General features: G+C 72.7%; 18 protein-coding genes. 9 read left to right on the top strand and 9 right to left on the bottom strand.

Annotation, left to right across the window (positions count from 1 at the left end; all coding sequences use genetic code 11):
* Positions 1-128 precede the first annotated feature (128 nt).
* The 8 genes from ACI79I_RS22600 (at position 129) to ACI79I_RS22565 (ending at position 8,868) form a co-directional block, all read left to right on the top strand.
* A complete protein-coding gene (locus ACI79I_RS22600; protein ID WP_456994566.1) occupies positions 129-524 on the top strand; it encodes a helix-turn-helix domain-containing protein in 396 nt (131 codons plus the stop codon).
* Positions 525-594: 70 nt separating this feature from the next.
* The gene (locus ACI79I_RS22595; protein WP_456994565.1) at positions 595-1,176 is read left to right on the top strand and encodes a TetR family transcriptional regulator; all 582 of its coding nucleotides are present in this window, start codon (positions 595-597) and stop codon (positions 1,174-1,176) included.
* A gap of 95 nt (positions 1,177-1,271) precedes the next feature.
* Positions 1,272-2,507 carry a DUF4032 domain-containing protein gene (locus ACI79I_RS22590; protein WP_456994564.1) on the top strand — a complete coding sequence of 412 codons (1,236 nt, stop codon included), beginning with the start codon at positions 1,272-1,274 and terminating at the stop codon, positions 2,505-2,507.
* Positions 2,508-2,639: 132 nt separating this feature from the next.
* Positions 2,640-3,989: an extracellular solute-binding protein gene (locus ACI79I_RS22585; protein ID WP_456994563.1), complete on the top strand. Its 1,350-nt coding sequence runs from the start codon at positions 2,640-2,642 to the stop codon at positions 3,987-3,989.
* A gap of 76 nt (positions 3,990-4,065) precedes the next feature.
* On the top strand, positions 4,066-5,028 hold the full coding sequence (locus tag ACI79I_RS22580; RefSeq protein WP_456945594.1) for a carbohydrate ABC transporter permease: 963 nt from the start codon (positions 4,066-4,068) through the stop codon (positions 5,026-5,028).
* Positions 5,028-5,861 carry a carbohydrate ABC transporter permease gene (locus tag ACI79I_RS22575; RefSeq protein WP_456994562.1) on the top strand — a complete coding sequence of 278 codons (834 nt, stop codon included), beginning with the start codon at positions 5,028-5,030 and terminating at the stop codon, positions 5,859-5,861. The genes ACI79I_RS22580 and ACI79I_RS22575 overlap by 1 nt, the downstream gene beginning before the upstream one ends.
* A 42-nt stretch (positions 5,862-5,903) precedes the next feature.
* The gene (locus ACI79I_RS22570; protein WP_456945592.1) at positions 5,904-7,187 is read left to right on the top strand and encodes an ABC transporter ATP-binding protein; all 1,284 of its coding nucleotides are present in this window, start codon (positions 5,904-5,906) and stop codon (positions 7,185-7,187) included.
* 31 nt (positions 7,188-7,218) lie between these two features.
* Positions 7,219-8,868 carry a glycoside hydrolase family 13 protein gene (locus tag ACI79I_RS22565; protein ID WP_456994561.1) on the top strand — a complete coding sequence of 550 codons (1,650 nt, stop codon included), beginning with the start codon at positions 7,219-7,221 and terminating at the stop codon, positions 8,866-8,868.
* Here ACI79I_RS22565 and ACI79I_RS22560 read toward each other — a convergent pair.
* Entirely contained in the window at positions 8,865-9,335 is a 471-nt protein-coding gene (locus ACI79I_RS22560) for a GNAT family N-acetyltransferase (protein ID WP_456994560.1), read from the bottom strand. The two genes, ACI79I_RS22565 and ACI79I_RS22560, sit on opposite strands and share 4 nt — an antisense overlap.
* Positions 9,332-10,348, bottom strand: coding sequence for a carbohydrate kinase family protein (locus tag ACI79I_RS22555; RefSeq protein WP_456994559.1), 1,017 nt, complete (start codon positions 10,346-10,348; stop codon positions 9,332-9,334). Before ACI79I_RS22555 ends, ACI79I_RS22560 begins: the two co-directional genes overlap by 4 nt.
* Positions 10,349-10,497: 149 nt before the next feature.
* Between ACI79I_RS22555 and ACI79I_RS22550 the strand changes: the two genes are divergently transcribed.
* Complete coding sequence (locus ACI79I_RS22550) at positions 10,498-11,358, top strand: PspA/IM30 family protein (protein WP_456994558.1); 861 nt, start codon at positions 10,498-10,500, stop codon at positions 11,356-11,358.
* 96 nt (positions 11,359-11,454) lie between these two features.
* Here ACI79I_RS22550 and ACI79I_RS22545 read toward each other — a convergent pair whose 3' ends face one another.
* Genes ACI79I_RS22545 through ACI79I_RS22515 form a run of 7 tightly spaced genes read right to left on the bottom strand, consistent with a single transcriptional unit; the run spans position 11,455 to position 19,399 of the window.
* Positions 11,455-11,982 carry a ribose-5-phosphate isomerase gene (locus ACI79I_RS22545; RefSeq protein WP_456994557.1) on the bottom strand — a complete coding sequence of 176 codons (528 nt, stop codon included), beginning with the start codon at positions 11,980-11,982 and terminating at the stop codon, positions 11,455-11,457.
* 23 nt (positions 11,983-12,005) lie between these two features.
* Positions 12,006-13,739: a dihydroxyacetone kinase family protein gene (locus ACI79I_RS22540; RefSeq protein ID WP_456994556.1), complete on the bottom strand. Its 1,734-nt coding sequence runs from the start codon at positions 13,737-13,739 to the stop codon at positions 12,006-12,008.
* A 36-nt stretch (positions 13,740-13,775) separates the two neighbouring features.
* Complete coding sequence (locus ACI79I_RS22535; RefSeq protein ID WP_456994555.1) at positions 13,776-14,912, bottom strand: ABC transporter ATP-binding protein; 1,137 nt, start codon at positions 14,910-14,912, stop codon at positions 13,776-13,778.
* Positions 14,909-16,075, bottom strand: coding sequence for an ABC transporter ATP-binding protein (locus tag ACI79I_RS22530; protein WP_456994554.1), 1,167 nt, complete (start codon positions 16,073-16,075; stop codon positions 14,909-14,911). Before ACI79I_RS22530 ends, ACI79I_RS22535 begins: the two co-directional genes overlap by 4 nt.
* The gene (locus ACI79I_RS22525) at positions 16,075-16,941 is read right to left on the bottom strand and encodes a carbohydrate ABC transporter permease (protein ID WP_456994553.1); all 867 of its coding nucleotides are present in this window, start codon (positions 16,939-16,941) and stop codon (positions 16,075-16,077) included. The genes ACI79I_RS22530 and ACI79I_RS22525 overlap by 1 nt, the downstream gene beginning before the upstream one ends.
* A gap of 1 nt (position 16,942) precedes the next feature.
* Entirely contained in the window at positions 16,943-17,896 is a 954-nt protein-coding gene (locus ACI79I_RS22520; RefSeq protein ID WP_456994552.1) for a carbohydrate ABC transporter permease, read from the bottom strand.
* A gap of 51 nt (positions 17,897-17,947) precedes the next feature.
* Positions 17,948-19,399: an ABC transporter substrate-binding protein gene (locus tag ACI79I_RS22515; RefSeq protein WP_456994551.1), complete on the bottom strand. Its 1,452-nt coding sequence runs from the start codon at positions 19,397-19,399 to the stop codon at positions 17,948-17,950.
* Positions 19,400-19,425 lie beyond the last annotated feature (26 nt).

Below are 19,425 nucleotides of genomic sequence, written 5' to 3'. Positions count from 1 at the left end.
CCCGGGCGTTACGCCCAGAGCGGACGTGCCGGGGATGGCGCGGTGCCGGTCAGTGGCGCCGCGTACCGTGAGCGCACGGCGCCCTCGAGGGCGCCGCCGCTTCCGCACAGGCAGGACAGGAGACGGCCATGACGCTGCTGCGCACCCAGCTCGGGAACACCCTGCGCGGCCACCGGTTGCGTCAGCGCCGGACCCTGCGGGACGTCTCCGGCGCCGCCCGGGTGAGTCTGGGCTACCTCTCCGAGGTGGAGCGCGGGCAGAAGGAGGCCTCCTCCGAGCTGCTCGCCTCGATCTGCGACGCCCTCGACCTGGAACTGGCCGACCTGCTGGCCGAGGTCAGCCTGGAGTTGCGGCACGCCGGCGGGCTGCGCCCGCTGACCCCCGCGCCCGGTGCCGCCGCTCCCGCCGCGGAGCAGCCGGCCGAGGAGCAGGCCGCCGCTCAGCCGGTCGCCGAGCCGGCCCTCGCGCTGGTCGGCGCCTCCGCCCGTCCGGCCGCGCGCAGCGCCGTCTCGCTGGCGGCCTGACCGCCGCGACACGCCCCGGCGCGGCCGCGCGTCCTTGACTCACCGCCCCGGCGGTGCCAGACAGGGAGCCATGGCGACGGTCGACCCGGGGACGTCGGCGTGGGTGCCGCGCGGCCCCGCCCACGCGCCCGGGAGCCACACCCGCGGCGGCAACGCCATGGGCCGCACCCGCGCGGGGCTGCTCGAGGGCGCCGCCCGCGCCTTCGCCGAGCGGGGGCTGCGCCGCAGCACCATGCAGTCGGTCGCCGCGGCGGCCGGCGTCGCCAAGGCCACCCTGTACAACCACTTCCGGACCAAGGACGAGGTCGCCCGCGCGCTGCTCGCCGCCGAGCTGGACCGCCTAGGCGCGCTCGCCGCCGGCCGGCCCGCGGCGACCGCGCTGGCGGAGCTCGCCGACGAGGTCGCCGGGCACCCCGTGCTGCAGTGCCTCGCCCGGGACGAACCCGAGGTGCTCACCGGGCTGCTCGCCGCCCCGCCCGACCGCTGGGTGGAGGTCCTCGACCGGCTCGCCACGGCGCTGGGGACCGACCGGGGCACCGCCGGGGTCCTGGCCCGCTGGCTGGTCGGCCTGGTGCTGCAGCCGGGGGAGACCCCGGCCCGACGGACGGCCGCCGAGCGGCTCGCGGTCCTGGTGGGCGCCCCGCCGTCCTGACCGTGGCGTGGTCGCGACAGCGCCGTGGTGGCAGGGTGACGGTCGGATCCCGCCCAGCCGAGGCGGGTCGGCTGCTGCGACCAACGGAGTCCGCCGTGCGGTACCTCTTCCGGCCACCGGCCACCGACGGGGCCGCCCTGCTGGCGCTGCCCTGGCACCAGCCCCTCGAGCAGTGGGACCCCGAGCTGCTGCTCGAGGTCCCGCAGCGCGGCATCTCGCGGCACGTCGTCCGCTTCACCGCGCAGAACGGGTGCGTCTACGCGCTCAAGGAGATCGCCGAGTCGCTGGCCCGGCACGAGTACGCCCTGCTCGGCCAGTTCGAGGAGGAGGGCCTGCCGTCGGTCTCCGTCCTCGGGATCTGCGTCGACCGCCCCGACGGCCAGGACGCCATCCTCGTCACCCGGTACCTCGAGTACTCGATGTCCTACCGGTACCTGTTCTCCCGCCCGACCTCCGAGCACTCCGCCGACCAGCTGCTGGACACGCTGGTCGTCCTGCTCGTGCGGCTGCACCTGGCGGGGGTGTTCTGGGGGGACTGCTCGCTGTCCAACACGCTCTTCCGGCTCGACGCCGGCACGCTCGCCGCATACCTCGTCGACGCCGAGACCAGCGAGCGCCACCCGAGTCTGACCCCCGGCCAGCGCAACTACGACGTCGACCTGGCCCGGGAGCGTGTGGGCGCCGAGCTGCTCGACCTGCAGTTCGGCGAGCTGCTGCCGCCCGACATCGACCCCATCGAGGTGGCCGACAGCCTGCCGCCCCGGTACGCGGCGCTCTGGGACGAGGTCACCCGCGAGGAGGTCTTCGCCCTCGACGAGCAGCGCTACCGGGTGGCCGCACGCCTGCAGCGGCTCAACGACCTGGGGTTCGACGTCGGCGAGATCGAGCTGGTCACGACCCCCGACGGCGGCGCGAAGCTGCGGGTGGAGACCCGGGTCGCCGAGCCGGGGCAGAACCGCCGGGAGCTGTTCCGGCTGACCGGGCTGGAGGTCCAGGAGCGGCAGGCCCGGCGGCTGCTCAACGACCTGCGCGCGTTCCGGGCCAACCTCGAGCAGAAGACCGGTCAGCCGGTGTCGGAGACCGTGGCGGGCTACCGCTGGCTGGCCGAGGCCTACCAGCCCGTCGTCGACGCCATCCCGCCGGACCTCCGGGGCCGGCTGGCCCCGGCGGAGGTCTTCCACGAGATCCTCGAGCACCGCTGGTTCCTGTCGGAGAAGGCCGGCGCGGACGTCGGGACGACGCGGGCGGCGCGGTCCTACTTCGAGACCGTCCTGCCGCGCACCCCCAAGGAGCTGACCACGCCCTCGGCCTTCGTGAGCCCGTCCGGCTGACCTGCGGGGGAGGCCCCGAGGGCAGGTCACGGGCCGGTGTCGTTCGAGTTGCACGGTGTGGTGACCTGGGCCACGTTACGGGGACCGCGGTGATCACGGGTCGCCGCTCGCCGATGGGGAGGCGACAGAACGGTGTCGAACGACGAGAGGGAGGGGCCGCCGAGCAGCGGCTCCCCACGCCGGCGCGCGCGGTCCCGGAAGACGCTCGGGGGGTCCGCGGCCGCGCTGGTCCTGGCGTCCACGCTCGCCGCCTGCGGCGGTGGCGGTGAGGAGGGCGCGACCCCGACGCTCACCTGGTACATCAACCCCGACTCGGGGGGCCAGGCCGAGATCGCCCAGCGGTGCAGCGACGCCTCCAACGGCGCGTACACCATCGAGGTCTCCCAGCTGCCGCGGGAGTCCTCCGCGCAGCGCGAGCAGCTGGTCCGCCGACTCGCGGCCAGCGACGCCTCCATCGACCTCATGAGCCTGGACCCGCCCTACATCCCCGAGTTCGCCCAGGCCGGCTTCCTCGCCCCCGTGCCCGAGGACCTCGCCCAGCGGGTCAGCGAGGGCGTCGTCCAGAGCTCGGTGGACTCCGCGACGTGGGACGGCGAGCTGGTCGCCGTCCCGTTCTGGGCCAACACCCAGCTGCTCTGGTACCGGAAGTCGGTCGCCGAGGCAGCCGGGCTCGACATGACCCAGCCGGTCACCTGGGAGCAGCTGGTCACCGCCGCGCAGGACCAGGGGAAGACCCTCAGCGCCCAGGGCCGGCGCGCCGAGTCCCTGACGGTGTGGCTCAACGCGCTCATCGAGTCCGCCGGGGGCTCCATCATCGAGGAGAACTCGACCGACCCCGAGGACATCCAGCTGGGCCTCACCACCCCGGCCGCCGACCGCGCGGCCGAGGTGATGAACACCGTGGCGAACTCCGGCGTGGTCGGTCCGGCGTTCTCCACCTCGAGCGAGGACACCAGCGCCACGGAGTTCGAGAGTGCCGACGGCGGGTTCATGGTCAACTGGCCGTTCGTCTACTCCCGCGCCCTCGCCGCGGTGGAGGCGGGCACCCTGGACGCCTCCGTGCCCGAGGACTACGGCTGGGCCCTGTACCCGCAGGTGGACGCCGACCAGCCGAGCGCACCGCCGTTCGGCGGCATCGACCTCGCCGTCTCGGCCTTCAGCCAGCACGTCGACCTGGTCTACGACGCGACCGAGTGCATCACCAGCGACGAGAACCAGGCGTACTACATGACCACGAACGGCAACCCGGCGTCGTCGGCCGCGGTGTACGACGACCCGGAGGTGCTGGAGGTCTTCCCGATGGCCCCCACGATCCTGGACTCGCTGGAGGCCGCGGCCAACCGCCCCCAGACCCCGTACTACAACGAGGTCTCCGGAGGCCTGCAGCGCGTGTACCACCCGCCGTCGTCGGTGTCGCCCGAGACCGGTGAGCGGGCGCAGGAACTGATCAGCGCCGTCCTCTCAGGGGACCAGCTGCTGTGACGACCGTGAGCCGACAGGCGAGTGGGCATCGCAGCGGGGGACCAGCGACGAGCGGAGTGAGTCCGGAGGCGAACCGATGACGCAGACCACACTCCCACCCCGGGAGAAGACCGCACCGGTCTCCGCGCCCGGCGGGACCATCAGTGACCGATCCCGGGCCGAGCGCAAGCTCGGCTGGATGCTGGCCGGACCGGCGTTCGCGGTGATGCTGCTGGTCACGGCCTACCCGATCCTCCAGGCGGTCTACTACTCGCTGTTCAACTACCGGCTCACCGACCCCGCCAACCGGTCGTTCAACGGCCTGTCCAACTACGCGGTGATCCTCTCCGACCCGGTCTGGTGGACCGCCCTGGGCGTGACGCTGTTCATCACCGTGGTCACCGTGGTGGTCGAGCTGCTCCTCGGCTTCGCGCTGGCCCTGGTGATGGCCAAGGCGCTGAGCTCCATCCGGCCGGTGGTCCGGGCCGCGATCCTCATCCCGTACGCGGTGATCACGGTCGTGTCGGCCTTCGCCTGGGCGTTCGCCTTCCGGATCGACACCGGCTTCGTCAACAGCTGGTTCGCCTGGCTGCCGGGCGTCTCGGCGGACACCGACTGGTTCGGTGGCCAGTGGTCCTCGCTGGCGGTCGTGTGCCTGGCCGAGATCTGGAAGACCACGCCGTTCATCTCCCTCCTCCTGCTCGCCGGCCTCGCCCAGGTGCCGGAGGTGCTGCAGGAGGCGGCCAAGGTGGACGGCGCCACGTGGTGGCAGCGGATGTGGCGGGTGACCATCCCGAACATGAAGGCCGCGATCATGGTGGCCCTGCTGTTCCGCACGCTGGACGCGTTCCGGATCTTCGACTCGATCTACATCATGACCGCGGGGGCGAACAACACCGAGTCGGTGTCGTTCCTCGCCTACCGGCAGACCATCGCGCGGGTGGAGATCGGCCTGGGGTCGGCGGTCTCGGTGCTGCTGTTCCTCTGCGTGGTGCTCATCGCCTTCATCTTCATCAAGGGCTTCCGGGTCGACCTGGCCCAGGCGAGAGGGGAACGCTGATGTCCCGGCGGGAGAAGACCTGGTGGATCGTCGGCGGCGTGCTGATCGTCCTGTACTGCCTGTTCCCGATCGCGTGGATCGTCTCGCTGTCGTTCAAGGCGGCCTCGGACATCGCCACGCCGCAGTTCCTCCCGACGTCCCCGACGTGGGAGAACTACACGACGATCCTCACGGGCTCGGCGAGTGACCTGTTCCTGCCGGCGCTGCGGAACTCCTTCGGCATCTGCCTGATCGCCACGGCGATCTCGTGCCTGCTGTCGATGTTTGCCGCCTACGCGATCGCGCGGCTGGACTTCCCGGGGAAGAAGCTGATCCTCTCCACCGCGCTCGGCGTGGCCATCTTCCCGGTCATCTCGATCGTCACGCCGCTGTTCAACCTGTGGCGGCAGATCGGGCTCTACGACACCTGGCCCGGCCTGATCATCCCGTACCTGTCGCTCACCCTGCCGATCTCCATCTGGACGATGTCGGCGTTCTTCCGGGAGATCCCCTGGGAGATGGAGCAGGCCGCCCAGGTCGACGGGGCGACCAACTGGCAGGCGTTCCGCAAGGTCATCGTCCCGCTCGCCGCACCCGGCGTCTTCACCACCGCGATCATCGCCTTCTTCATCGCGTGGAACGACTTCGCCTACGGCATCTCCCTGACGTCGACCAGCGCGTCGCGGCCCGTCCCCGCCGCACTGGGCCTGTTCTCCGGCGCCTCGCAGTTCGAGGACCCGACCGGGGCCATCGCCGCAGCCGCGGTGGTCGTCACCATCCCGGTCGTCGTCCTGGTGCTGCTCTTCCAGCGACGCATCGTCGCCGGCCTGACCAACGGCGCCGTCAAGGGCTGACGGCCGCCGCTTCCCACCGACCTCCCGAGGGGACGAGTACAGATGGCTTCCATCGAGATGCGTCACATCGTCAAGCAGTACGGCGACGGCTATCCCGCCGTGAACGACGTCAGCCTGGACATCGCCGACGGCGAGTTCATGATCCTGGTCGGCCCGTCCGGCTGCGGGAAGTCGACCCTGCTGCGCATGATCGTCGGGCTGGAGGACATCACCAGCGGCGACATGATCATCGGCGGCGTCCGCGTCAACGACAAGGCACCTCGGGAGCGCAACCTCTCCATGGTGTTCCAGAACTACGCGCTCTACCCGCACATGACGGTGTACGAGAACATCGCGTTCCCGCTGCGGCTGTCCAAGACGCCCGACGACGAGGTGCGCCGCCGGGTCACCGAGGCCGCCGAGGTCCTGGAGCTGCGCGACCACCTGGAGCGCAAGCCGGCCAACCTCTCCGGTGGTCAGCGTCAGCGCGTGGCGATGGGCCGGGCGATCGTGCGCCAGGCCGAGGCGTTCCTCTTCGACGAGCCGCTGTCCAACCTCGATGCCAAGCTGCGCGGCCAGATGCGCACCGAGATCTCCCGGCTGCAGCGCCGGCTGGGCATCACGACGGTGTACGTCACCCACGACCAGACCGAGGCCATGACCCTCGGCGACCGGGTGTGCGTGCTGCGGAAGGGGCGCATCCAGCAGGTCGCCTCACCGCGTGAGCTCTACGAGCAGCCGGTCAACCTGTTCGTCGCGGGCTTCATCGGCTCCCCGCCGATGAACTTCCTGCCCGCCACGCTCGAGGGCAACCAGCTGCGGACGCCCTTCGGACCGATCGTGCTCGACGAGGGCCGGGCGTCCGCCGTCGGCGGCCGTGACCTGCTGCTGGTCGGCATCCGGCCGGAGTACTTCGAGGACGCGTCGCTGGTCGACGAGGCCAAGCGGCCGCTGGGCTCGACCTTCCGTGCCCGGGTCGACGTCACCGAGTGGCTGGGCGACTCCCAGTACGCCTACATCCCGTACGAGGCGCCCGAGTCGATCACCAACCAGCTGCGCGAGCTGTCCCGCGAGCTGGACTCCGAGGAGCTGCGCACCCAGGCGATCGTCTCCATCGACGCGACGAGCCGGATCCGGGAGGGCCGCGAGGCCGAGTTCTGGCTCGACAGCCGCAAGGTCCACGTGTTCGACCCGCAGACCGGGGAGAACCTGACCCGGGACGCCGAAGCCGGTGCCCGGCTCACCCAGATGGCCGAGGAGGACCGCGTCGAGCAGGTCCAGGAGGCGCAGACCCAGGGCACCACCGTCACCGGAGGAGGCGGAGCGCACCGGGCCGGCGCCGCCTGACGACGGGGCCGGGGATGCGCTGAACGGGACGGTGACCACCGCAGACGACCGCCGCCCGTGGTGGCGGACGGCGGTCGTCTACGAGGTCTACCTGCGCAGCTTCGCCGACTCCGACGGGGACGGCACCGGGGACATCGGCGGGCTGCGCAGCCGGCTGTCCCACCTGCGCGACCTCGGCGTGGACGCCGTCTGGATCACCCCGTGGTACCCGTCCCCGATGGCCGACGGCGGGTACGACGTCAGTGACCACAGGGACATCGACCCCCGCTTCGGCACGCTGGCCGACGCCGACGCGCTCCTCGCGGAGGCCCACGACCTCGGGCTGCGGATCGTCATCGACCTCGTCGCGAACCACACCTCCGTGCAGCACCCCTGGTTCGCCGCCGCGCTGGCCGGCGGACCCGGCGCCCCGGAGCGGGCCCGCTACTTCTTCCGCGACGGCCGCGCCGGAGGCGCGCAGCCGCCCAACGACTGGATCAGTGCCTTCGGCGGTCCGGCCTGGACCCGGGTCCTCGAGCCCGACGGGCGGCCCGGGCAGTGGTACCTGCACCTGTTCGCCCCCGAGCAACCGGACCTGGACTGGGACGACCCCGTGGTGCAGGAGGAGTTCGACGACGTCGTCCGCTTCTGGCTCGACCGCGGCGTGGACGGCATCCGGGTCGACGCCGCCCCGGCGATGGCCAAGGTCCCGGGCCTGCCGGACGCCGGTCACGGTCCCGGGGCGCTGTTCGAGTCCAGCTCCTGGGTGGGCAACCCGCACTGGGACGTCGACGAGGTGCACGAGGTGTTCCGCCGGTGGCGGCGGATCGGGGACACCTACCCCGGCGACCGGCTGTTCGTCTCCGAGGCGGTGGTCAACGGCCCCGAGCGGCTGAGCCGGTACGTGCGGCCCGACGAGCTGCACACCACCTTCAACTTCGACTACCTCAAGGCGCCGTGGGACGCGCGCAGTCTGCGCGCGGTCGTGGACGGGACGCTGGCCGCGCTGGCACCGGTCGGCGCCCCTGCGACGTGGGTGCTGTCCAGCCACGACGAGACCCGGCACGTCACCCGCTTCGGCCGGGCGCACAGCGGCGCCGCCACCATGGGGTTCGACCCGGCGGCACCGGCCGACCTCGTCCTCGGCCTGCGACGGGCCCGGGCAGCGGCGTTGCTGACCCTCGCCCTCCCCGGCGGTGCCTACCTGTACCAGGGGGAGGAGCTCGGCCTGCCCGAGGTGGAGGACCTGCCGGAGGAGCTGCTGCAGGACCCCACCTGGGAGCGGTCCGGGCACACCGCCCGCGGCCGCGACGGCTGCCGGGTGCCGCTGCCCTGGGCGGGGGACAGCCCGCCGTTCGGGTTCACCGTCGACGGCGTGCAGCCGTGGCTGCCGCAGCCGGCCGCCTGGCGGGAGCTCACCGTGGCCGCCCAGCAGCGCGACCCGTCGTCCACCCTGTCGCTGTACCGCGCCGCCCTGCGGCTGCGCCGCGGGCTGCCCGGTCTGGCCGACGACGAGGCACTGGTGTGGCGTGAGCTCGGCGACGACGTCCTCGCCTTCGACCGCGGGACGGCGTTCCGGTGCGTCGTGAACCTCTCCTCCCGGCCGCTGCCCCTGGCCGGGCTGGGGGACCCCGTGCTCACCAGCGAGGCGGTGCAGGACGACCTCCCGCCGGACACCGCCGCCTGGTTGACGACCGGCTAGCGAGCCAGGGAGCGGGTCAGGACCAGGCGGTCCTGACCGGGGCCGGCGCGATCGGCCGCCGGGTGCCCGCTCGCGCCCAGCCCCACGTGGAGGGCGACGGCGGCGTCGTCGTCCGGCCGCGCGACCACCTGGACGATCCGGGCCCCGGTGCTGACGGCCACCTCGTCGAACCACCGCACGAGGCGGGCGGCTAGGCCGGTGTGCCGCCGGTCGTCCCGGACGGCGAGGAGGTGGACGTAGGCCAGCCGGTCGGCGGTCGCCACGCCCAGGAGGTAGCCGACGTCCTCGCCGTCGGCGCTGCGGGCCAGCGCGCCGAAGCCGCCGAACTGGTCGAACCACACCGGGTCGTGGAGGGCGCGCGTGTCGACGTCCCAGAAGCGGTCGTGCGCGGCCAGCAGGCGGGCGCGGACGACGGTCGCCGACAGCTCGGCGAGGCCGACCAGGGTGACGTCGTCGGGCGTGGTCACCGGCGGGCCGCCGCGAGCTCCTCGCGGGTCGGCGGGTCGGCGCCGACCCGGGTGCAGTTGAGGGCGGCGACCAGGGCGGCGTCGTCGACGATCGGCAGCAGCTGCTCGTCGGGGAGCTCCTCCAGCGCGACCCGCGTGGTGACCCCGGCCGCGAGGAGCCCGGCGAACAGGCCCGCGGCCAGGGAGTCCCCGGCGCCCACGGTGTCGACGACGGTCACCCGCGGCAGCTCGCGGTGCAGCAGGGCGCGGCCGGGCCGGGCCACCCGCAGGGGCGCGGCGCCGTCGGTCAGCAGGACCAGCGCCGCGCCCCGGTCGGCCCAGCGCAGCGCCGTGGCGTCCAGGTCGTCGCCCGCGTCGGGTTCGAGCCAGGCGAGGTCCTCGGCGCTGACCTTGACGATGTCGGCCCGGGCGAGCAGCCGGTCCAGCCGCGCGTGCACCTCGGGAGCGGTGTTGCCCAGCGCCGCGCCGACCTGCCCCTCGGCCAGCATCGGCCGGATGTTCGGGTCGACGCTGACCAGGGCGCGGCCGCTGCCGGCGACGCTCTCCACCAGGCGGGCGATCGCCTCGCAGCCGGGCGGGGTCCAGCTGGAGATGGAGCCCACGTGCAGGATCGCCGTCCGCTCCGGGAGGACCGCGGCCAGCTCGGCGTCGGTCCACTGCCAGTCCGCCGCGCCCAGGACGTGGAAGCCGTAGTCGGGGGCGCCGTCGTCGTCGAGCCCGACGACGGCCAGGCTCACCGGCTCGGCGGCCGTCACGAGCCCGCCGGGGTCCACCCCGGCCAGCTCGACGTGCCGGCGCAGTGGCGCGGCCAGCGGTCCCGAGCCCAGCCGGGCCAGCAGTCGCACGGGGGTGCCGAGCCGGCCCGCGGCCACGGCGACGTTGAGCGCGTTGCCGCCGGGACGGGCGACGTACTGCGGGGCAGTCCCCTGGGGACCGGCGCCGGCCTCCGGGACGGGGATCAGGTCGACCACCAGCTCGCCGAGGACGCTGAGGACCGGGGTCTCGGTGGACACCCCGAGACCCTAACGGGGGAAGCCCTCAGGGGCGTCCCTGGTGGCTCACGGAGGGCCACACCTGGGACGATGGGAGGTGACGACCACCGCTGCGGCTCCGCCGGGCCGGAGACGACCGGCAGAGGAACCCGCGCTGAGCAGGAGGACCGATGCCCAACCCGTTCGTGAAGCTGTGGAAGTACCTCACGGCCTCCGCCAACGCGAAGATCGACGAGAAGGCCGACCCGAAGATCCAGATCGCGCAGGCCATCGAGGCCGAGCAGCAGCGGCACCAGGCGCTGGCCAACCAGGCCGCGGCGGTGCTGGGCAACCAGCGGCAGCTGGAGATGCGGCTCAACCGCCAGCTCGGGGAGGTCGAGAAGCTGCAGGCCTCCGCCCGCCAGGCGCTGGTGCTGGCCGACCAGAGCCGGGCGGCCGGTGACGCGAACAAGGCCGGTGAGTACGAGAACGCCGCCCAGGCCTTCGCGACCCAGCTGGTGGCCGCGGAGCAGGCCATGGAGGACCTCAAGCGCAGCCACGACGAGGCGCTGCAGGCGGCCGAGCAGGCCCGCGGTGCGGTCGAGCAGAGCCGCATGCGGCTGCAGACGACCCTGGCCGAGCGCACCAAGCTCATGAGCCAGCTCGAGCAGGCGAAGATGCAGGAGCACGTGGCCTCCTCGCTCAAGCAGGTCAACGAGCTCTCCGCGCCGGGCAACACGCCGAGCCTGTCCGAGGTCCGGGACAAGATCGAGGCGCGGTACGCCAACGCGCTGGGCCAGGCCGAGCTGGCGCAGACCTCGGTCGAGGGCCGGATGCTCGAGGTCCAGAAGGCCACGCTCGACGTCGCGGGGTCCTCGCGGCTCGACCAGATCCGTGCGTCGATGAACCAGCTGCCCAGCGGCACGTCCGGGCCGGCCGCGGTCACCGGCGGCGCCGCGGGCCCGGCGCTGGAGCAGGGCAACCCCTCGGTGCAGACGCCGGCCGCCCAGCCCGCAGCCCAGCCGGCCGAGGCGCCCGAGCAGAACGCCTGACTCACCCCGCCCGACGGGCCGGCCGCGCGTGGCGGCCGGCCCGTCGTGCTGTGCAGACCCGTGGCCGAGCGGGGCCCGAGGCCACGGCCGGCGGGGTCAGTCGCAGGCCGAGCGGGCCATGTCCTCCTCCACCGCCAGCTCCGACGCCGAGTCGGCCTGCCCCGTCGCCGCCTCGTAGCCGCGGATCGCGTCGACCTTGGCCGCGGACGCGGAGGCGGGGTCGAAGTGGTAGCCGAGCCACTCCCGGGCCAGCCGCCGGGCCAGCTCGATGCCGATCACGCGCTGGCCCATGCAGAGCACCTGCGCGTCGTTGCTCAACACCGAGCGCTCCACCGAGAAGCTGTCGTGGGCCGTCACGGCACGCACCCCCGGCACCTTGTTGGCGCTGATCGCCACACCCAGCCCGGTGCCGCAGACCAGCAGCGCGCGGTCGGCCCGGCCCTCGGCGACCAGCTGCGCCGCGGCGACGGCCACGTGCGGGTAGGCGGTGGTGTCGTCGGTGCCGACGCCCACGTCGGTCACCTCGGCCACCCGGTCGTCGGCCTCCAGGTCGGCCTTGAGCCGCTCCTTGTACTGCAGCCCCGCGTCGTCGCAGCCCACCACGATCCTCAACCCATCGGGCACACCGACTCCTCTCCGAGATCGGGTCAGACGTCCTTGAGCAGTTGCCCGATCGTGGTCAGGCAGGCCGCCAGTGAGACCGCGCCGGCGTCCGGCGTGCCGACGCTCCGCTCGGCCAGTGGTCGCGCCCGGCCGACCCGCGGCCGCAGCTCGGCGGTGGCCCGGGCGGCGTCCTGTGCCCGCCGTGCCGCCTCGTCCCAGGACCGAGCCAGGTCCTGCCCCGCGTCCACGGCGGCGGAGAGGGACTCGGAGAAGGGCAGGAGGGCGTCGAGCATGGTCTTGTCCCCGGGCTGGGCCCCGCCGAGACGCACCAGCGCGTCGTAGGCGTCGCGGACCCCGGCGGCCACGGTGCGGGCGTCCGGGGCGCCGGTGTCGCCCAGCCGCCGCCCCATGGCCGTGAGCGCCGCCCCCCAGAGGACGCCGGAGGTGCCGCCGGCCTTGGCGGCCCAGGCATCGCCGGCCTGGACGAGGGCCGTCCCCGGGCCGGCGCCGCCGGCGTCGACCGCCCTCCGGGCCGCGTCGCGGGCGGCGGCGGTGCCGCGGACCATGCCCCGGCCGTGGTCGCCGTCCCCGGCGACGGCGTCGATGCGGCCGAGCTCCTCCTCCATGTCGGCCACGGTCTGCGCCATCGCCTCGACCGCGGCGAGCACGACGGCCGCGCACTCCCGGGCCGCGTCGTCGACCTCGACGGCCTCGGCGGTCGGTGCGGAGGCCGCGGCCGCGACCTCGGACGCGGACCGCCGTTCCTCCCCGGAGTCGGCGGCCATCGTGCCCTTGCGGTAGGCGGGCGTGTCGGCGGGGGCTCGCCAGAAGCGCTCGAGCTCCTCGTCCAGCCACATCAGGGTCAGTGAACAGCCGGCCATGTCCAGGCTGGTGACGAGCTCGCCGACCTCGGGCTCGACGACCTCCAGCCCGGCCTCCCGCAGCCGGCGGGCCACCGAGGCCCAGACGATGAACAGCTCCTCGTACTTGGTCCGCCCGAGGCCGTTGAGGATGGCCGCCACCCGGGTCCCGGCGCCCTCCGGGGTCTCGGCCAGGAGGCCCTCGACCAGGATCCCGGCGAGCTCCGAGGCGGTGGGCATGGGCTGCTCGGCCACGCCCGGCTCGCCGTGGATGCCCAGCCCCAGGCCCATCTTCCCGTCGGGCACGGTGAACAGCGGCTCCCGCGCGCCGGGCATGGTGCAGCCGTCGAACGCGACCCCGAGGGTCCGGGTGCGCGCGTTGCTGTGCCGGGCCACCCGTTCCACGCCGTCGAGGTCGTACCCCTCCTCCGCGGCGGCCGAGGCGGCCTTGAAGACGGTGAAGTCACCGGCGATGCCGCGCCGCTTCGGGATCTCCGAGGCCGGCGCGCTGGCCACGTCGTCGGTCACCGCGAAGTAACGGGCGTCCCGCCCCTCGGCCCGCAGCCGCTCCACGGCCAGGCCGAAGTTCATGACGTCCCCGGCGTAGTTGCCGGTGGTCAGCAGGACGCCGCCGCCGCCATCGGCCGCCCGCCCGACGGAGGTCGCCTCGGCCGCGGACGGCGAGGTGAACACGTTCCCCACCACCGCCCCGTCGGCGAAGCCGGGGCCCACCACGCCGCAGAAGGCCGGATAGTGCCCGGAGCCGCCCCCGACCACCACGCCCACCTTGCCCGGACGCGGCCGGGTCGCGCGCACGACGCCACCCGGGACGCCGACCACCCGGCCGGCGTACGCGTCGAGGAAGCCGGCCAGCATGTCCTCGGTGAACTGCGCCGGGTCGTCGTACAGGCGGGTCACGGGCGTCCTCCCGTCGGTGGTGCGGCGGCGCCGCGGTCAGCGGATCCGGTCGCCGGTGTCCGCATCGAAGAGGTAGACCCGCTGCGGTGGGGCGGACAGCCGCACCGGCGTGCCGTGGTCCCAGTCCTCGTCGGCCGGCGTGACCGCGACGACGGGGCCGTCCACGCCGGGCACGTCGACCGTGGCCTGGCCGTACTCGAGCAGGTGCTCGAAGACCCGCACCTCGCCCTCGATGGCCGGCTCACCCTCGGGGACGTCGACCCGGCAGTCCTGGGGGCGCAGACCCACCACGACCGGCCGGTCGTGCTCCGGCGTCTGCGCGGCCGTCGGCAGTGCCCCGGTCCGGCCGATCCGCACCCGGACGTCGCCGTCCTCGCGGGTGATCGTCCCCTCGACCAGGTTGATCTTGGGCTCGCCGACGAAGTCGGCGACGAACTGGTTCGCCGGGTCGTCGAAGACCTCGTCGGGCGTCCCGAACTGCTGGATCACGCCCTTGTCCATCACCGCCATGCGGTCGGCCAGGCTCAACGCCTCCAGCTGGTCGTGGGTCACGACCACCGTCGTGTAGCCGAACTCGCGCTGCAGCACCTTCAGCTCCCGGCGCACCCGCTGCCGCTGCGCGGCGTCGAGGTGCGACAGGGGCTCGTCCAGCAGCAGCACCGGGGGGTTGCGGATGAGGGCGCGGGCCAGGGCCACCCGCTGCTTCTGCCCGCTGGAGAGGTTGGCCGGGCGCATCGGCAGCAGCTCGGTCATCTCCAGCCGCTCGGCGAGCTCGTCGACGCGGCGGCCGGCGTCCTTGACCCCCCGGGCCTTCAACCCGTACGCGAGGTTCTCGCGGACGTTCAGCGGTGGGTAGAGCGCGTAGCTCTCGAACCCGACCCCCACGTTCCGCTTCCCCGGCGGCAGGTCCTGGACGGCGCGGTCGCCGATCCGGATGCTGCCCGAGGTCACCGTCTCCAGTCCGGCGATCATCCGCAGCGTCGTCGTCTTGCCGCAGCCGGAGGGGCCGAGCAGGGCGATCAGCTCACCCGGCTCGATGTACAGGTCCATCCCCTTGACCGCCTCGAAGGACTCCCGCCCCCGGGAGACGTAGGTCTTGCGCAGTTGCTCGAGGACCAGCGGCTGCGGTCCCTCCGCGGTGGTGGTCTGCCGTCCGCTCCCGGTGCTGGTCATCGCTGCTCCTGGTGTCCGACCGGTTGCACGCCCCCGCGCAGCCGGCCGCTGGGCTCCATCGCCCCGCCCAGGCGGCGGGTGTCCTCGCCGGCGGGGCCGTCGGCGAACAGGTGGACGTGCTCGAGGGGGACCTGCAGCTCCACGTCCTGGCCCTCGTCGACGTGCTGGACGGCGGCGTCGACCGCGATCAGGTCGACGTCGCCGACCCGGACGTCGAGCTCCAACTGGCGGCCGAGTCGCTCGGCGAGCCGGATCCGGCCGCTCATCCGCAGCCAGCCGGGACCGCCCCGACCCGGGCGGACCACCTCGACGTCACGGGGCCGGATGCCCAATCGGACCCGCTGGCCGCGCTCGAGGTCCAGCGGCGGGACGGCGAGGTCGATGGCACCGCCGGCCGCGCGGATCCGGCCGTCCTCCACCACCGCGTCGATCACGTTGATCTCCGGCTGGCCGAGGGCCTTGGCCACGAAGCTGTCCACCGGCTCGCGCCACACCTCCGCCGGTGTACCGACCTGCACGAGGCGGCCGTGGCGCAGCACCGCGATCCGGTCGCCGAGGGAGAGCGCCTCCTGGTAGTCGTGGGTGACGTACAACGAGGTCGTGTGGGACATCCCCCCGAGCTGCTTGAGCTCCGCACGCATCGCGGCGCGGAGCTTGGCGTCCAGGTGCGACAGCGGCTCGTCGAGCAGGTACACGTCGGCCGGCCGGACCAGCACCCGGCCCAGCGCCACGCGCTGCCGCTGACCGTTGGACAGCTCCCGCGGGAGGCGCTCGAGCAGGTGGTTAATCCCCAGCGTGGTGGTGACCAGGTCGATCCGCCGCCGCTGCTCCTCCTCCGCGTACCGGCCGGTGCGCCCCGACCGCAGCGGGGAGGCGAGGTTCTGGAACACCGTCTTCTGCGGGTACAGCGCGTAGCTCTCGAAGGCCATCGCCACCCCGCGGTGGTACGGCTCGACGCCGCTCATGGGCTTGCCCGCGATCACCACGTCGCCGCGGTCGACGTCGACCAGCCCGGCGACCGACTTCAGCGTCGTCGTCTTCCCCGCCCCGGACGGGCCCAGGATCACGAAGAACTCACCGTCGCCGACGTCGAGGGTCAGGTCCTCGATGCCGACCGTGGACCCGTAGTGCTTGGTCACGCCCTGCAACTGCACCGCACCCATCAGGCCTTCACCGCCCCGAACGACAGGCCTCGCACCAGGTACCGCTGGATGGTCAGAGCGAGGATCAGCGGTGGCAGGGCGCCGATCAGCGCAGCCGCCGCGGTGAGGTTGTAGAAGGCCTGGCCCCCGCCGCCGAGGAACCGCGAGATCGCGACGGTGACCGTGGCGTTCTCCGAACCGGCGAGGATGAGGGGGAACACGTAGTTGTTCCAGGCGAAGATGAAGGCCAGCAGGGCGGCCGCCGCGATACCGGGCCGTACCAGCGGCAGAGCCACCATCACGAACGCCCGGCGGCGGGTGTACCCGTCGAGCAGCGCGGCCTGCTCCAGGTCGGCGGGCAGGTCCTCGAAGTAGGACCGCAGGATCCACACGACCAGCGGCATGGTGACCAGCTGGAGCACCCAGATCATGCCCAGGCGGGTGTCGAACAGACCGATCTGGTTGTAGATCACGAACAGCGGCACGATCACCATCAGCTCCGGGGCGAACCGGAACGACAGGATCGTGAACATCAGGTCGTTCGAGCCGCGGAAGCGGTAACGGCCGGCCGCGTAGGCAGCGGGGATCCCGATGAGCAACGAGACCAGGACCGCGCCCCCGCAGTTGACGACGCTGGAGAGGATCGCCCCGGGGTAGTTGACGCTGGTCAACCGGGTCCCCTCGTCGCTGAGCACGATGCCGAAGTTCTCCAGCGTCGGCGAGAAGGCGAAGTACGTGGTGGTCTGTTCCGCCGGCGTCTTCAGCGCGAGCAGGACCATCCAGAGGATGGGGAACAGGGAGAACACGAACCACAGCACCAGCAGCACGTCCGCGCCGATCGAGGCCGGTGTGAAGCGCTTCTGGCCGGGCATCAGTTCAGCGGCCATGTCAGTCCTCCGCTCCGGCGGCGCGACGCTGGGCCTTGCCGAGCACGCTGACCAGCCAGCGGGCGGTGATGAAGACGAGCACCCAGAGCAGGAACATGTAGGTCGCCCCGCGTGAGTAGTTCAGGTTGATGATCGAGTCCTGGTAGGCCCCGATCTGCAGGGTCCGGGTCTCGTTGCCGGGGCCCCCGGCGGTGAGGACGAACACCTGGTCGAAGACCTTCAGCGAGTCCATGAACCGGAAGATCACCGCGACCAGGATGTAGGGCCACATCATCGGCAGCATCAGCCGGCGGAACATGTAGAACCAGCCGGCACCGTCCACCTGCGAGGCCTCGAACGGTTCCCGTGGCAGCGACCGCAGGCCGGCGAGCACGAGGATCGCCACGAACGGCGTGAAGATCCAGATGTCGACGAGGATGACCGACCACAGCGCGTTGTCCCGGCTGAGCCAGTCGAAGTTGCCGAGCCCGAACACGTAGTTGAGGACGCCGAACTGCGGGTTGTACATCAGCCCCCAGATGACGCCGGCGATCACCGGCGCGATCATCAGCGGGAGGATGAGCACCCGCTCGAAGACCCGCCCGACGAAGCTCGCCCGGTAGAGCAGCAGCGCGATCCCGACGCCGAGCACCGTCTCCAGCACGGTGGCGGCAACGGCGAACACCAGGGTCGTCCGGACGCTCTCCCAGAAGACGCTGCTGCCGAGGACTGCCTGGAAGTTCTCGAGACCGACGAAGGTCGGGTTCGGGTTGACCGCCGAGTAGTTGATGAAGGCGTAGTAGGCGCCGAGGACGAACGGGTAGAGGATGCCGATCGTGATGGCGAGCGCCGGCACCGCCAGGACGTAGGGACGTAGTCGCCGACGCCAGCTCGGGACCACGGGAGGCGGTCCACCCGCGCCCGGGGACGGGGCCTGCTGTTCGCCGGGCGGCCGGCCCGGGATGGTCGTGGTCACGAGCTGCCCTTCCGCAACGGGTGCGCTGCTGGTCGCCGACCGTCCCCCCGGTCAGCCGTTCACGATCTCGGTGCTGCGCTCCGCGAGGTCGTCGAGGCGCTGCTTGGCGTCCGCGCCGTCGTAGATGTCCTGGAGCGCGACCGACCACTCCTCGGTGGTCTCGAAGAAGTGGGTCTGGGGGGTGAACTGGATCGCGGTGCTGTCGATGACGGTCTCGAAGGTCTCCAGGTAGCCGGGGAAGTTCCCCAGGGTCTGCTTGAAGGCACCGTCGAACACCGAGGCGCGGGTGGGGTCGGCGAAGGTGCCCTGCTGGACGGCCTTGGACATGGCGTCCGAGCCGGTCGCCCACTGGATGAACAGCCAGGCCGGGAGCTTGTTCTGGGAGGCGGAGTTCATGGCCCACGACCACGTCCACAGGTTCGTGGCGTAGCTGCCGTCGGGGCCGGCCGGCCCGGGGTGCCAGGCGATGTTGCCGGCCTGGGCGCTCGCCCCCGGGACGTTGAGCGGGTAGGTGGCGCTGTCGGCGTCGTAGGCCATCATCGCCGCCCCGTTGCCGAGGTCGCGGGTGACGTCCGGGTACTCGTAGGTGGTCCAGCCCGCGGGGCCGGCGTCCCGGGCGAGGGTCACCCACGCCTGGGTGAAGTCCACCGCCTCGGGCGAGTTCATCGCGGCCTGGAGCTGGCCGCCGTCCTCGGTGTAGTCCCGGGCTCCCTCCCGGGTGTACTGCGTCATGTACCCGGGGTGGATCGACGCCCACGAGCGGGAGCCGCGGAAGGCGATGCCGTAGCGTCCGGCGGCGCGGTCGGTCAGGTCGACCGCGATCTGCTGGAGTTCCTCGAAGGTCTCCGCCGGCCGGATGCCGCGGCGGTCGAACTCCGCCTTGTTGTACGCGATGACGTTGGTCTCGAACCCCCACGGGATCGCCCACTGGCCACCGCTGCCCAGTGGGCTGCCGAGCTGGAAGTCCCAGCGGGTGGCGTTGCGCAGGCCCTCGTAGATGTCCTCGAAGTCGTAGTCCGGGTTCGTGGCGGAGTCGTTGTCGATCCAGGGCTGCAGGTCCTCCATCCAGCCAGGGGGGCCGTACTGCCAGATGAAGTAGGCGCCGGTCATGAAGGCGTCGTAGTTGCCGGCGCCACCGGCGAGCTCGGTGTTCAGGCGGGTGAAGTAGTCGGCCTCGGGCACCAGCTCGACGTTCACCTGGATGCCGGTCAGCTGGGTGAACTCGGCCAGCAGGGGCTGGAAGCTCTGCTGGTAGGGGTGCGGCGTCTGCAGGATCGAGATGGTCTGGCCGTCGGCCTTCTTCCAGTCGAACCCGCCGGTCACCTCCGCGGCACCGTTCTCCGCGTTCCCGCCCCCGGTGCTGGTGCCCCCGGTGCCGCACGACGACAGGAGGGGCACGCCGGCGAGGCCGGCCGCCCCGAGCCCGAGCGCCTGCAGCATCGAGCGTCGGGACAGCTGGTGGTGCCCGAGGTCGCGGCGGTACATGGGGTGGCTGCCGTGCATGGAGGTCTCCAGGTGTCTGCGGAGTC

The sequence above is a fragment of the Geodermatophilus sp. SYSU D01105 genome, from assembly GCF_054050095.1.
This window is presented reverse-complemented; position numbering and strand designations above follow the sequence as displayed.